Here is a 13,754-nt window from a genome sequence, read left to right on the forward strand (position 1 = left end):
TGCTTGTTGGAGTTGAGTGTGATCTCTGAATTCGAACGTCATTGTCAGGCGCTTCTACTTGATCTTGGCCTGATTAGCCCGTCAGAAGTCGTGGCGGTGCGTCGTCTGACCGGTGGTGTGGCATCCGACATTGCAGCGGTGACATTCGGCGAACGTACAATTTGCGCCAAGTTCGCGTTGGCGAAACTCAAGGTCCGTGCGGACTGGTTTGCACCCCTCCATCGGGGGCGTGCCGAATACGCCTGGCTGAAGTTCGCCGGGACAGTCGTGCCAGGTTCGGCCCCGGCGCTCTATGGCTGGTCTGACACCGAGAATGGCTTTGCCATGGAATTTATCGATGGCAGCGACGTCTATTTATGGAAGGCCGCCCTCTTGCAGGGCAAGTCAGTCGCAGGCGAAGCGGTTTCTGTGGCTGATACGCTCGGTCGCATCCATGCAGCCTCAACTGCGCCGGACTTCGATCGTTCACCCTTTGCCAATGCCAAGGATTTCGATGCTTTGCGTCTGGAGCCTTATCTGCGCTTCACAGCTGAGCAATATCCAAGCCTCGCCAAAAATTTGATCGCGCTGGCGGACCAGCAGAAGTCTGCCGGGATTGCGCTGGTTCATGGTGACGTCAGTCCCAAGAATATCCTTTGGCGAAACCAACAGCCGATCATTCTGGATGCCGAATGCGCCACAATGGGTGATCCGGTCTTCGACGTCGCCTTCTGTATGAACCATCTGCTTTTGAAGTCCTGCCATGTGCCCGAGATCCGAGGTCCTCTCCGACAGGCCGTATTGGATATGTGGCGCGCCTACAAGGGTTGGATACGCTGGGAATCCGCAGGCGCTTTTGAGGAAAGGCTTGCAGCCCTGCTACCCCCCCTGATGCTGGCGCGGGTCGATGGAAAATCGCCGGTAGAATATCTTGCCCTTTCGGAACAGGCAGACGTGCGTGGGCAAGCCGTTCCCTTGATTGAGCAGCCGCCGGCGACGCTTTCCGAATTATTGAACAGATTGCAATGAGGACCAGAGAATGAACGCTTCGGCGATAACCGGGCTTCGTGCTCGCAGAGTTTGGGACAGTCGCGGCAATCCCACGGTTGAGGTCGAGGTCAAGACCGCATCCGGAGTGAGCGGCCGGGCAATAGCGCCAGCCGGTGCTTCGCGTGGAACGCGCGAGGCGCTCGACCTCCGCGATGGTGGTACTGGCCTGCAAGGAATGGACGTGAGAAGGGCGGTCGCAAACGTCAACGACCACATCGCGCCACTTCTCAAAGACATGGATGCCAACGATCAGGCCGCAGTCGATGCGGCGTTGATTGCGCTGGACGGAACCCCACTGAAATCGAAACTGGGCGGGAACGCCATGGTTGCGACGTCACTTGCCGTTCTTCATGCGGCTGCAGCCGCAAAAGCCGTCCCCCTATGGCGGCATGTCGCCGACCTGACGGATGAGACGCCAACGCTACCTCTTCCGGAGATCCAGATTTTCGGCGGCGGCGCCCATGCCGGCCGACGGGTCGATGTGCAGGACTTCATGGTCATGGTCCCCGGTGCTGCCAGCTTCGACGAAGTGCTCGAGGTGACATCAGAAATCTACCGTGCGGCCGGTTCCCTCATGAAGGCCAAGGGGCATTCCGTCGGGGTCGCCGATGAAGGAGGATGGTGGCCAGTCTTTGACAGCAATGAGCAGGCACTTGAAACACTGGTGCGCGCCATCGAAGCCGCTGGCGAGACCCCGGGCGAGCGCGTGGTCATTTCACTCGATATCGCTGCCTCGGAGTTTGGCTCCAAGGGCCGTTATCGCCTAGCGCTTGAAGAGCGCGAACTCGATCGCGATCAGATCATCGATCTGCTCGGGCGCTGGATCAAGGATTACCCGATCGCCTCGATCGAGGATCCGCTCGCCGAAGACGACATTGAGGGCATGACAGCATTCACCCGCGAGTTCGGCGGCAAGGTCCAGATCATCGGTGACGATTATCTCGTGACCAACGCCGACCTTGTTGCAGCAGCGGAGAAGGCGGGGGCCTGCAACGCTGTTCTTATCAAGGTCAATCAGGCCGGAACGGTTTCGGAATCCCTGGCCTGCCTTGCCGCCGCCAAGGCCCACAATTACCGGACCATCGTTTCTGCGCGCTCGGGTGAAACCGAAGATGTCTCGATCTGCCATCTCGCCGTTGGGCTGAATGCCGGACAATTGAAGGTGGGTTCGTTCACGCGTTCTGAACGAATGGCGAAATGGAATGAATGCCTGCGGATCGGCGATGAGCTGGGGGGGGCAGCATTTGTTGCTGGCAAGCCCTTGGCCAATACCTGGTGGGCAAGACAATCAGAAGGATATAGCAAGTGAAGCTCCTGCGTTATGGCGAACGCCTCGGAAAGAAAATTCCATGCGTCATGGACAGTGACGGACAAGCGCGGGATGTATCCTCTCTTGTCGAGGACTTTGGACCGAAGACATTGTCCCCCGATCTGATCAGCCTTTTGCGTGCGGCAGATCTGACGACGCTACCGATCGTGGCAACCGAGGGCCTTCGTCTTGCCCCACCAATGTCGCAGCCGCCCAACATCTGGTGCATCGGGCTGAACTATTCCGACCATGCCGCCGAAGCGGGCCTCCCGGTACCATTGGAGCCCATTCTGTTCAACAAGTCCTCCGGGACCTTTTGTGGCCCTGAAGATCCAATCCTGTTTTCACCAAAGATGACCAAGCTCGATTGGGAGGTCGAGCTGGGCATCGTCATCGGCAAGCCAACCCTGAATATTGGCCGCGAGACCGCCATGGATCATGTGGCCGGCTTCGTGCTGGTCAATGATGTCTCCGAGCGCGCATGGCAAATGGAGCGTGGCGGACAGTGGGTGAAGGGAAAGAGCTTCCCGAATTTCTGCCCGACAGGCCCCTGGCTGGTGACGGTAGATGAACTGGACGATGTTCAAGCCCTTGACATGTGGCTGGACGTCAACGGCGACAGAATGCAACGAGGCACGACCGCGAAGATGATTTTCGACGTGGCGACCATCGTCTCCTACATGAGCGAGTTCTGCCAGCTGGAACCGGGCGATCTCATCTGCACGGGAACCCCGCCGGGCGTCGGTGCGGGCATGAAGCCGCCGAGATTTCTCAACCCGGGCGACAGGGTTTCTCTGGGGATTGGCGGGCTTGGCACCCAGCATCAGGTGGTTGTTCCGATGGAAGAGGTGATCAAATGAACAGCTACGATTATTCCGACATGGTCGCGGTGGTTACTGGCGGCGCCAACGGAATTGGTGCGGCAGTGGCCGAGCGCATGGCCAGGTCCGGTGCCCGCGTGGCTATCTGGGACATGGATGTTGGCGCACTCGAGACGAAGATTGTGGCCATCCCCGAGGCACAGCGGATGCTGGTTCAGGTTGATGTCAGCGACCAAAACAGTGTCGAGGCCGCGATGGGGCAGACAGAAAAAGCGTTCGGCAAAGTTGATATCCTTGTCAACAGTGCTGGAATTGCCGGGCCGACGAGTTCGCTTGTCGAATACCCCTTGGACAAGTGGCGCCAAGTGCAAAAGGTCAATGTTGAGGGCACCTTGCTGTGTTGCAAAGCCGTCACCCCCGGCATGATGGCGCGCAATTATGGGCGTATCGTCAACGTCGCGTCGATCGCTGGTAAGGAGGGCAACCCGAATGCCTCGGCCTATTCCGCGTCGAAGGCAGCGGTCATTGCCATGACGAAGTCGCTCGGGAAAGAATTGGCCGGCCACGACATCGCCGTGAACTGTGTCACACCCGCCACGGCGAAGACCCGTATCCTCGATCAGGTCAGCCAGGAGTTTATTGACTTCATGCTGTCGAAAATTCCGCGTGGACGTTTTGTCAGCGTCGACGAAATCGCGAGCATGATCCTTTGGATGGCATCCGCTGAAAACTCTTTCACCACAGGGGCAGCCTTCGACCTGTCCGGTGGTCGAGCCACATATTAGGACTGCCCGATGAAGCTCCGTTCGCAAAGCTGGTTTGACAATCCCGACAATCCCGGGATGACGGCTCTCTATATCGAGCGCTATTTGAATTTCGGCATCACCCGCAGCGAATTGCAGTCGGGCAAACCAATCATCGGCATCGCCCAGACAGGCTCGGATCTTTCGCCCTGCAACCGGCATCATATCGAATTGGCAAAGCGCGTACGGGAAGGAATTGTCGCAGCAGGTGGCATATGCTTCGAATTCCCCGTCCACCCTATTCAGGAAACCGGCAAGCGACCAACGGCGGCACTTGACCGGAACCTTGCCTATCTCGGGCTTGTCGAAACGCTTTTCGGCTACCCCATTGATGGGGTTGTGCTGACGATTGGCTGCGACAAGACCACTCCGGCGATGCTTATGGCGGCGGCCACTGTTAACATACCGGCGATTGCCTTGTCCGTGGGGCCCATGCTGAATGGATGGCACAAGGGAAAACGAGCCGGTTCGGGAACTGCAATCTGGGAAGCGCGCCAGAACCTGGCGGCTGGCCATATTGACTATGCCGAGTTTATGGATGTCGCGGCGGCCTCTGCACCATCTGTGGGCTACTGCAATACGATGGGTACAGCCAGCACAATGAACGCGCTTGCCGAAGCGCTTGGTATGCAGTTGCCTGGATCGGCAGCTATCCCTGCTCCTTACCGCGAGCGCGGCCAGATCTCCTATGAAACCGGCGGCCGTATCGTCGAAATGGTTTTTGCCGACAGGAAGCCGTCCGACATCATGACGCGGGAATCCTTTGAGAACGCCATTGTGCTGAACTCAGCGATAGGCGGGTCAACAAATGCGCCGATCCACCTGATCGCCATTGCGAAGCATCTCGGATTGGACCTCAACAACAAGGACTGGCAGGACGTCGGCCATCATATCCCGTTGCTCGTCGACATGCAGCCGGCGGGGAGGTATCTCGGGGAGGATTTTCATCGCGCGGGTGGTGTGCCAGGCGTGATGGCAGAGCTGCTCAAAGCTGGCGCTTTGCCGCATCCCGACGCCATGACGGTCACGGGCGAAACGGTGAAACAGGCTTATGCCGACGCCAGGGTGCTGAACACCGAAGTGATCAGACCTTTTGGCGAACCGCTCAAGGAAAGTGCCGGATTTCTCGCGCTCAAGGGCAATTTATTCGACACCGCGATTATGAAGACCAGCGTTATTTCCGACGAGTTTCGCAACCGCTACCTGTGCAATCCCGAAGATCCTGAGGCCTTTGAAGGGCGAGCGATCGTGTTCGATGGCCCTGAAGATTACCATGCCCGCATCGATGATCCGGCACTCCGCATCGATGAGAACTGTATTCTCGTAATCCGCGGAACAGGTCCCGTTGGCTACCCCGGCGGTGCCGAAGTGGTCAACATGCAGCCGCCTGGTGCGCTGATACAGCGCGGCGTAACAGCAATGCCGTGCATTGGAGACGGACGACAGTCCGGAACATCCGGATCCCCTTCGATTCTCAATGCCAGCCCGGAAGCGGCGGTCATGGGCGGCTTGGCGCTCTTGCGCACCGACGACATCGTTCGCGTAGATCTGAAGCTTGCAACGGTCAATGTCCGTCTTTCGGAGGAAGAAATTGCGGAACGGCGAGCCGCCCTGTTGGCGGAAGGCGGCTTTGCCTATCCTCAACACCAGACGCCGTGGCAGGAAATTCAACGTGGAATGGTGGATCAGTTCGACCAGGGCATGGTCCTGAAGCCGGCGGTCAAATACCAGCATATCGCACAGACGAGAGGTATTCCCCGTGACAACCACTAATGCAAAGGGGCCCCTGGCAGGGAAGGTTGCGCTGGTGACTGCCGCGGGACAGGGAATCGGACGCGCCGTCGCCGAACGCCTGGCCCGGGACGGTGCAGATGTGAGTGCTTGCGATCTGAGCGCCTCAGCACTGGCAGACCTGACTGCGGCAAGGACGACCGTTCTGGATGCAACAAATTCGGAGGCGTTTGGCAATTGGGTTGCGTCCTTCCAGCGGATCGACATCCTGGTCCACGCCGTTGGCTTTGTGCATCAAGGAACGATCGAGGAATGCGGCCCGGAAGACTGGCGTCGCAGTCTCAATATCACCCTCGACAGTGCCTACATCGCCCTGAAGGCTGTCATTCCGAAAATGAAAAACCATGGTGGCAGCGTCATCACGATTGCCTCTGTCGCCTCCTCAATCAAAGGCTTCCCCAGGCGCGCGGCCTATGGTGCCGCAAAGGGCGGCGTTATCGGCCTGACAAAGGCCTGCGCAGCGGACTACCTGCGCGAGAACATCCGCTTCAACGCGATCTGTCCTGGCACTGTAGATAGCCCATCACTGCGTAGTCGCATGGCTGATCTGGCGGACAGCGTGGGAGGCATGGCCGCGGCGGAAAAACTGTTTCTTGACCGTCAACCGGCGGGGCGTCTCGGAACACCAGAGGAAATTGCCGCCTTGTGTGCCTTCCTCGCCTCGGATGAGGCGAGCTTCGTCAACGGCCAAACGATTAACATTGATGGAGGTATCACGATCTGAATACTCCACAAACGTCCGGCTAACGGACCACAAGATAATCATTACAGCCAGTACAGTTCACGAGCAGCTTCGCTGATCGACGTGAATTCTATTGTCCATCATCAACGGGAGGAGTCCATTATGGAAAAGACCAGACAGAATCTAAGGACGGCAGCGATCGCTGCTTTGGCTTTCAGTACGAGCGCAGTGGCGCTGCATGCGCAGCCGAAAACCAACATGATGCATCAGTGGGCGCAGGGATCGGAAGCTGCGGCAATCGCCAAGCTCGGCGAAATGTTCGAGGCGGCCGGCGGCAAGTGGGAACAGACTGCAATTTCCGGTCACACGTCCAACACCCTGGCCAAGCTTCGCTCTGACGTCGTTGCGGGCAATGCGCCGGCGGCAGTACAGCTCAAGGGCCCCGAAATCATCGAATGGAACCAGACTGGACAGACAGCCAATTTGGATGATCTGGCTACCGCCGAAGGTTGGGACGCGGTGGTGGCACCGGAACTGCTCTCTGTGATGAAGCCGACCGGCCACTGGGTTGCCGCCCCGATGAACATCCACCGGGTGAACTGGCTTTACAGCTCGAAAAAAATCCTCGGCGACTTGGGTATTTCCGTTCCCAAGACCTGGGATGAATTCAATGCCGCTTGCGACAAGATCGCGGCAGCCGGAAAGATCTGTATCGCTCATGGTGCCGCAGATTGGGCCGATACCACGACATTCGACAGCGTCGTCTATGGTCTGGATATCGACCTTTATCGCAAGGCTTTCCAGGAAGCGGATACCGAAGCCATGCGAAGCCAAGGGATGATCGATGCCTTTGCGCAGTTGCGCAAAATGGTTGGCTACATGGATGCAGGCATCAATGGTCGCTCATGGGAGCAAGCGATGGCGATGACCATGGATGGCGATGCCGCTTTCTTCCTGATGGGGGACTGGACGGTCGCATCCGCAAATCTGGCGGGCTACAAGGAAGATGTCGATTACCTGTGCAGCCAGACTCCAGTGAACTGGGGTGGCACTGGGTACATTTTGAATGCGGATTCCGTGGTGTTCTTCAAACAGAAGGATCCCGACTATATCGAAGGGCAGCAATTGCTGGCCAAGACGATCATGTCACCGGAATTCCAGGTCACATTCAACGTAGCCAAGGGGTCTATCCCCTCGCGTACTGACGTGGACCTGTCGACCGGCGGTTTCACGCAGTGTCAGCAGAAAAGCCAGTCTGATCTGAAAGCCTCTGTGGCCGAGGGCACGCTGGTCCGCTCCATGGCTCACAACATGACCGTGCTGCAGAAGTATCGCGGCGCCATGATGGAGGTGATCACCGAATTCGTCGCGGATTCCAGCATCACACCTGAACAGGCCGCAAACCAGTTAGCCGATGCTGTCGAAGCCCAGAAATAGCGGAAATCACCGCCTCATGGAGCAAGAGTTCCATGAGGCGGCACCCGATATGACATGAAAGATTGGGAAAGAATATGCGCTCGCAAATAGAGGCTGGGGATCTGCGCGCCAGAGGCCGATGGCTGGCCGACCATATGCCACAGATCGTCTTGATCCCGACGGTATTCGCAACACTGACTTATGTCGTGCTGTTTTCGCTCTGGACAGTTTGGCTATCCGTTTCGACGTCAACTGTCCTACCGGACCCGACGTTTGCTGGCTTTCATGAATATGCAGCGCTTTGGCAGAATAAGCGCTGGACGGTGGCATATCAGAACCTTTTCCTCTTCGGCTTGCTCTACGTCGTCGGTTCGATGGTTATCGGGACACTTCTGGCAATCCTTATCGACCAGCGCGTCCGTTTCGAGTCCGTGTGGCGAACCATTTATCTCTATCCGCTCGCGATATCCTTCATCGTCACCGGTACCGTCTGGCGCTGGATCTTTCATCCGCAAACCGGTGTGGAACTGGCTCTGAAGGACATGGGCTGGGCGGCTGCCCGATTCGACTGGATCACCAATCGCGACCTCGCGATCTACGTCGTCGTAATCACGGGGATATGGCATGCTTCGGGATTTGCGATGGCCCTCATCCTCGCCGGCTTGCGCTCAGTGGACGGAGATCTGATCAAGGCTGCTCAAATTGACGGTGCTTCGCTTCCGCGCACCTACCGGCGTGTGATCCTGCCGGTGATCTGGCCGATATTCCTGGCCGTCGCGGTGGTTCTGTTGCAGTTTGCGATAAAAACCTACGACCTTGTGGTCGCCCTCACACAGGGTGGCCCAGGTGTTGCCACTACAGTGCCGGCCATCGTCGTATACGACCTGATGTTCCAGCGTGGCCAGATTGCCCAAGGCGCCGCCGCAGCAGTTATGATCCTTATGGCACTCGCAACAGTGCTCGTTCCCTATACTGCCTACACCGCATGGCGCCGGAGCAGAGAAGGAGCCCATCATGGCTGACGCCGTACCCCATCGCGATTTCGATCCTCTTTCAACCGGAAGCTCCCGGCAGCGCATGCTGTCTAAGACCTCCGTCTATATGGCCCTGACAATATTTGCCCTGGGCTATCTCGTTCCTCTCGTGATCATCCTGATCAACACATTGCGCCCCTTGGATGAAATCGTGCGGAGCGGATTCATCGCCTGGCCCCACGATGTCTCCCTGCAATATTGGGGTGAAGCCTGGAGCACTTTCTGCATCGGAGGCACCTGTGAAGGCGTATCTCGTTTCTTCAAGAATTCGCTGATGATGGCCGTTCCGGCAACCATTCTGTCAACGGCCATCGGGCTGGTGAACGGCTATGTCCTGTCGAAATGGCGGTTTCGCGGATCCAATGCACTGTTCGGTATCATAACTCTCGGTGTGTTCATGCCCGCCCAGATGACGTTGCTGCCTTGGGCGTTCGTTTTGGGGAAGCTGGGATTGTCGAATACAATATCGGGGCTGGTTCTGGTGCATACAGTTCAGGGACTGTCATTCACCACGCTCTTTTGCCGCAACTACTTCGTCAATATCCCCGACGACCTGATCAAGGCGGCACGTATCGACGGTGCCGGGTTCTGGCGCATTTTTCGCCGGATCATATTGCCGCTGTCGCCGCCGATCATCATCGTTTCCGTGATCTGGCAGTTTACCGGGATCTGGAACGAGTTTCTATTCGGCACCGTTTTTACATCGGGTGCGAACCAGCCGATCACCTCCGCCATCGTGGCCTTTTCCGGCTCTGGAACCGGCGAGCGTCACTACAATGTCGAGGCGGCCGCCGTGATCATGGCGGCCATTCCACCGCTCTTCATCTATCTCGTCGGGGGCAAGTATTTCGTCCGAGGCCTCACCCAGGGCGCGGTCAAATAGAAAGTTGAAAACAATGTCATCTCTTCTGATCAAGGATCTGCGCAAAAGCTATGGCAGCGTGGAGGTTCTGAAAAATATAAATCTTGAGGCCGAGTCCGGTGAATTTGTCGCGCTTGTCGGCCCGTCCGGCTGTGGCAAATCCACGCTCTTGTCGATCATCGCCGGCCTGGAAAGTGTAACCTCGGGCGAAATCCGCATTGACGACGTTCTCGTGAATGATCGGGCGCCAAAAGATCGCGATATTGCCATGGTGTTCCAAAGCTATGCGCTTTATCCAACGATGAGCGTTCGCGAGAACATGACCTTTGGCATGGAAAGCCGTCATGTTCCGAAAGCCCAGCAGCAGGAGGCGATTGATCGCGTGTCGGCCTTGCTGCAGATCGAACCGTTACTCGATCGCAAGCCAAGTCAGCTTTCAGGTGGTCAGCGGCAGCGCGTTGCCATGGGGCGGGCGCTTGTGCGCGATCCCAAGCTCTTCCTCTTCGATGAGCCGCTCTCCAACCTTGACGCAAAACTTCGTATTGAAATGCGAACCGAGATCAAAAAGCTGCACCAGAATGTCGGTAAAACGACCGTGTATGTGACCCACGACCAGATCGAAGCCATGACCCTGGCGTCTCGCATAGCTGTCATGCACAAGGGTGTCTTGCAGCAATATGACACGCCCAAGATGATCTATGAGCGGCCCGTGAATCGGTTCGTCGCGAGCTTCATGGGCTCGCCGACGATGAATTTTCTGGATGCACGCGTTAGTCGAAGTGAGAGTGGAACGGGACTTGTTCTCGCAGGCGGCGATGGCTCGGTCTTGCCTTTGCCCTCCGGCACCTTCAGCAACCTGGCGCCGGACCGGAACGTTGTGCTCGGTGTGCGCCCCGAGCATTTTTCGCCCGCGCACGAACAGCGTGCCGAGCGCAAGGGGGGACAATCCGTCATCATGCAGGCCAAGGTGGATATGGTGGAACCAACGGGGTCGCAGACGATCCTGATGGTCACGATCGGCGGCTCGGATGCAGTGATTGCCTGTGAACCCGATGAAGCCCCATCGCAGGGGGATACGGTATCCTTTGCTGTCGATATGACGAAAGCGTGTCTCTTCGATCCAGCGACTGAGCAACGACTATGACCGAGGCAATTTATCCAGATTTATGCGGCAAAGTCGTTGCCGTCACGGGCGGCGCCAGTGGAATTGGCGCAGCGATTGTTGCTGCGTTCTCGCGCCAAGGAGCCAAGGTGGTGTTCTTTGATCGCGATAAAGCCGCCGGCCAGACTCTCGCTGCAGAACTGGGCGGAAATGTCGCCTTTCAAGATCTCGATCTGGTGGATCTCCAACAGTTGAAACTCTGCTTTAATGCTGCGGCGGGTATTTTTGGTTCCTTCGACGTGCTGGTTAACAACGCTGCACATGACGATCGCCATTGCATCGAGGACGTGACGCCAGGTTATTGGCGAGAGCGGATGGCGATCAACCTTGATCATCACTTCTTTGCGGCGCAGGCGGTGATACCGGCGATGCGCAAGAAGCAAGAAGGGTCCATAATTAATATGAGTTCCATTGCATGGCGCGTCGGACTGACGAATGCTCCCGCGTATGTCACCGCCAAGGCGGCAATCGAAGGTTTGACGCATTCGCTTGCTAGGGAGCTTGGTCCGTCGGGTATTCGGGTCAACTGTGTACTCCCGGGCTTTGTGCGCACCAAGCGACAGATCGAGAATTGGCTGACCCCGGAATTCGAAACAACTGTTTTCGCAAGCCAGTGTCTGAAGCGTTTCATCGAGCCCGAAAATGTTGCAGCCCCGGTGTTGATGCTCGCCTCCGATTGCGCGAGCGCAATTACCAACCAAACGCTGGTCGTTGATGCGGGCTGGTCCTGAACTGAACCCTTCGGTCAAATGTCACAGTCTCATTCTGGCGGGAAAGCAGTTGTCGAACTGACCCCCAATCGCCATCCAGGCGGGCTGGGTCCGCCGTCCTTAAAACGGCGCGCAACTCGCGCAATGGCTTTGCCGGGACTTGCAGATAGGACGACAGCGGATGTTTGGACATCCAGCGCGCGCAGAGGTCACGCAATTCGACAAGCGCTGTTGTCGACGGCGGCCTAAAGAACGGGCCACACGGCGGGGCAGAAATGGGCCGCTTGGGGCGGGCGCCTGCGACTGCCGGTGCTTTTCAAGCGGACCAGTCCGGGCGATTTCCCAGCCGGTCGATCAGGAAGTCGATGAAAATGCGGGTTTTCGGCGTCAGAACATTTGATTTCGGATAGACGAGCCAAAGCACTGTGGGCTCGTTCAGTCGCCAGCCGGGAAGGATGCGAACAAGTCTGCCCGACTTGATCTCGTGGGCGACGCTCCAGAGTGAATTCACCGAGATCCCGGCACCGGCTATGGTCGCCTCACGCTGCGCATCGCCATCGTCGACGATGGCACGGCAGGTCATCTGACCTGGCTCGAGCACCGCGGTCTCTCCCGTCGCGTTTACCAGGCTACGCGGCTCCAGGTTGCTCCAGGCGATATACTGATGACGCGCCAGTTCAAATGGCGAGACAGGCGTCCCACGGCTTTCAAGATAGCCCGGCGATGCGCAAAGGATGCGAGTGTCGTCGGAAAGCTTGCGCCCCTTCAGGCTGCTGTCGGTCAGCGGCGCGCTTCTGAGCGCAAGATCGAAACTGCCTTCGATCAGGTCGAAGCGTGTGTCGGAGAGCCGCAGGTCAAGTGTGAGATTGGGATAGCGCGCGTGAAATTCGGGCAGCAGGGGCATGATGTGGAGCTGTGCGAAACTGCTCGGAGCCGCGAAGCGCAGCGTTCCCTTCAGATCCGTCCCGGCACCACCCAAGGCGGCACGCGCGGCATCCGCCTGCGCCAAGATTTCCCGGGCGTAGGGCAGGAAATCCGATCCGTCGAGCGATAGGGAAACTTTGCGCGTCGTACGGCGCAAAAGCTCGACGCCTAGCTCGTTTTCAAGTTTTGCAAGACGCGCACTTGCGACCGCCGGAGCCAGACCAAGCGCGCGTCCGGCGTCGCTGATGTTGAGCCGTTCGGCTGCCAAAACAAACAGACGCAAGCAGTCAGTGTCCATCACCATTATATCCAAAATCGGAAAACTGAACTCCTAAGGCTGCTGATTTAATTCAAAATTGCAAGTGATATCTGTTGGGCAGCGAAACACAGCACCAATGGAATGAGCCATGAACGCGATCACCAAGATTCTTCCCAACATCCAGGCCCAGATCATCGACGCCTTCAACTTCCGCCATGCCACAAAGGTCTTCGACCCCGAGCGCAAGATCGACGAGAGTGCCTTCGAGACGATCCTTGAGGCCGCGCGCCTGTCGCCGACGTCCTTCGGGCACGAGCCCTTCAAGGTGTTGATCATCCAGACCCCGGAAAAGCGGGAATTGTTCCGCGAGTTCTCCTGGGGGGCGAACGGCATCATGAATGGTTCTGCCGGCCAGTTGGGCACGGCGAGCCATTTCGGCATCATACTTGCCAGTACCGCTGAGACGATGACGGCTGGGTCGGACTACCTTGTGGATCACTACCGGACGGTCAAGAAGCTGCCCGAACCGGTGATCGAGATGTTCAACGGCGCCTATGGCAAGTTCCAGACCACCGACCACGGCATTACGACGGATCGTCAGATCACCGATTGGTCGGGCAAGCAGGCCTATATCGTTCTGGCCAACATGATGACCGCGGGCGCCCTGATCGGCATCGACAGCTGCCCGATCGAAGGTTTCGACATGGGGCGTACGACCCAGACGCTGGCGCAGCATTTCGAAATCGACACCGGCAAGTGGAAACCCGCGGTGATGTTCGCCTTCGGCTACCGCGCCAAGGATCCCGAATTTCCGAAGACCCGTCGCAGCATGGCGGAAACGGTCAGCTGGTTCTGACGTTCAGGTTCGACAACCGCAAGGAAAGGAGCCTTCCAAATGGTTCATTATTCCGTGCTCGATGTTGCGCCGTCCATCGAGGAATAGAGGCGACGG

At 57.7% G+C, this 13,754-nt stretch carries 13 protein-coding genes; 12 read left to right on the forward strand and 1 reads right to left on the reverse strand.

Annotated features, from left to right (window positions below):
• Positions 1–18: 18 nt before the first annotated feature.
• The 11 genes from P9A16_RS27320 to P9A16_RS27370 all read left to right on the forward strand — a co-directional run bounded on the left by P9A16_RS27320 (position 19) and on the right by P9A16_RS27370 (position 11,640).
• Entirely contained in the window at positions 19–1,008 is a 990-nt protein-coding gene (locus P9A16_RS27320) for a phosphotransferase family protein (protein WP_278026137.1), read from the forward strand.
• Positions 1,009–1,018: 10 nt separating this feature from the next.
• Entirely contained in the window at positions 1,019–2,338 is a 1,320-nt protein-coding gene (eno, locus tag P9A16_RS27325) for a phosphopyruvate hydratase (RefSeq protein WP_278026138.1), read from the forward strand.
• Positions 2,335–3,198, forward strand: coding sequence for a fumarylacetoacetate hydrolase family protein (locus P9A16_RS27330; RefSeq protein ID WP_278026139.1), 864 nt, complete (start codon positions 2,335–2,337; stop codon positions 3,196–3,198). Before eno ends, P9A16_RS27330 begins: the two co-directional genes overlap by 4 nt.
• Positions 3,195–3,944 (forward strand): SDR family NAD(P)-dependent oxidoreductase, encoded by a 750-nt coding sequence (locus P9A16_RS27335; protein WP_278026140.1) that lies wholly within the window; start codon positions 3,195–3,197, stop codon positions 3,942–3,944. Before P9A16_RS27330 ends, P9A16_RS27335 begins: the two co-directional genes overlap by 4 nt.
• A gap of 9 nt (positions 3,945–3,953) precedes the next feature.
• Positions 3,954–5,735: an IlvD/Edd family dehydratase gene (locus P9A16_RS27340; RefSeq protein ID WP_278026141.1), complete on the forward strand. Its 1,782-nt coding sequence runs from the start codon at positions 3,954–3,956 to the stop codon at positions 5,733–5,735.
• 34 nt (positions 5,736–5,769) lie between these two features.
• Entirely contained in the window at positions 5,770–6,477 is a 708-nt protein-coding gene (locus P9A16_RS27345) for an SDR family oxidoreductase (protein WP_278026142.1), read from the forward strand.
• Between the two features lie 120 nt (positions 6,478–6,597).
• Complete coding sequence (locus P9A16_RS27350) at positions 6,598–7,872, forward strand: ABC transporter substrate-binding protein (protein WP_278026143.1); 1,275 nt, start codon at positions 6,598–6,600, stop codon at positions 7,870–7,872.
• Positions 7,873–7,946: 74 nt separating this feature from the next.
• Entirely contained in the window at positions 7,947–8,873 is a 927-nt protein-coding gene (locus tag P9A16_RS27355; protein WP_278026144.1) for a carbohydrate ABC transporter permease, read from the forward strand.
• On the forward strand, positions 8,866–9,768 hold the full coding sequence (locus tag P9A16_RS27360) for a carbohydrate ABC transporter permease (RefSeq protein ID WP_278026145.1): 903 nt from the start codon (positions 8,866–8,868) through the stop codon (positions 9,766–9,768). The genes P9A16_RS27355 and P9A16_RS27360 overlap by 8 nt, the downstream gene beginning before the upstream one ends.
• A gap of 13 nt (positions 9,769–9,781) precedes the next feature.
• Complete coding sequence (locus P9A16_RS27365; RefSeq protein ID WP_278026146.1) at positions 9,782–10,891, forward strand: ABC transporter ATP-binding protein; 1,110 nt, start codon at positions 9,782–9,784, stop codon at positions 10,889–10,891.
• Positions 10,888–11,640 (forward strand): SDR family NAD(P)-dependent oxidoreductase, encoded by a 753-nt coding sequence (locus P9A16_RS27370; protein ID WP_278026147.1) that lies wholly within the window; start codon positions 10,888–10,890, stop codon positions 11,638–11,640. Before P9A16_RS27365 ends, P9A16_RS27370 begins: the two co-directional genes overlap by 4 nt.
• Positions 11,641–11,935: 295 nt before the next feature.
• On the opposite strand, the gene P9A16_RS27375 is transcribed toward P9A16_RS27370, so the two are convergent.
• Positions 11,936–12,841: a LysR family transcriptional regulator gene (locus tag P9A16_RS27375; protein ID WP_278026148.1), complete on the reverse strand. Its 906-nt coding sequence runs from the start codon at positions 12,839–12,841 to the stop codon at positions 11,936–11,938.
• A 109-nt stretch (positions 12,842–12,950) separates the two neighbouring features.
• On the opposite strand from P9A16_RS27375, the gene P9A16_RS27380 reads away from it, so the two are divergent.
• Positions 12,951–13,658 (forward strand): NAD(P)H-dependent oxidoreductase, encoded by a 708-nt coding sequence (locus P9A16_RS27380; protein ID WP_278026149.1) that lies wholly within the window; start codon positions 12,951–12,953, stop codon positions 13,656–13,658.
• Positions 13,659–13,754: the final 96 nt, after the last annotated feature.

Source organism: Shinella sp. 838, from assembly GCF_029623935.1.
In the GTDB taxonomy this organism is placed as follows: Bacteria; Pseudomonadota; Alphaproteobacteria; order Rhizobiales; family Rhizobiaceae; genus Shinella.

Coding starts and splice junctions, on each gene's coding strand:
- P9A16_RS27365 (WP_278026146.1), top strand. CDS start 9,782: ATGTCATCTCTTCTGATCAAGGATCTGCGCAAAAGCTATGGCAGCGTG.
- P9A16_RS27350 (WP_278026143.1), top strand. CDS start 6,598: ATGGAAAAGACCAGACAGAATCTAAGGACGGCAGCGATCGCTGCTTTG.
- P9A16_RS27375 (WP_278026148.1), bottom strand. CDS start 12,841: ATGGACACTGACTGCTTGCGTCTGTTTGTTTTGGCAGCCGAACGGCTC.
- eno (WP_278026138.1), top strand. CDS start 1,019: ATGAACGCTTCGGCGATAACCGGGCTTCGTGCTCGCAGAGTTTGGGAC.
- P9A16_RS27370 (WP_278026147.1), top strand. CDS start 10,888: ATGACCGAGGCAATTTATCCAGATTTATGCGGCAAAGTCGTTGCCGTC.
- P9A16_RS27360 (WP_278026145.1), top strand. CDS start 8,866: ATGGCTGACGCCGTACCCCATCGCGATTTCGATCCTCTTTCAACCGGA.
- P9A16_RS27380 (WP_278026149.1), top strand. CDS start 12,951: ATGAACGCGATCACCAAGATTCTTCCCAACATCCAGGCCCAGATCATC.
- P9A16_RS27355 (WP_278026144.1), top strand. CDS start 7,947: ATGCGCTCGCAAATAGAGGCTGGGGATCTGCGCGCCAGAGGCCGATGG.
- P9A16_RS27335 (WP_278026140.1), top strand. CDS start 3,195: ATGAACAGCTACGATTATTCCGACATGGTCGCGGTGGTTACTGGCGGC.
- P9A16_RS27340 (WP_278026141.1), top strand. CDS start 3,954: ATGAAGCTCCGTTCGCAAAGCTGGTTTGACAATCCCGACAATCCCGGG.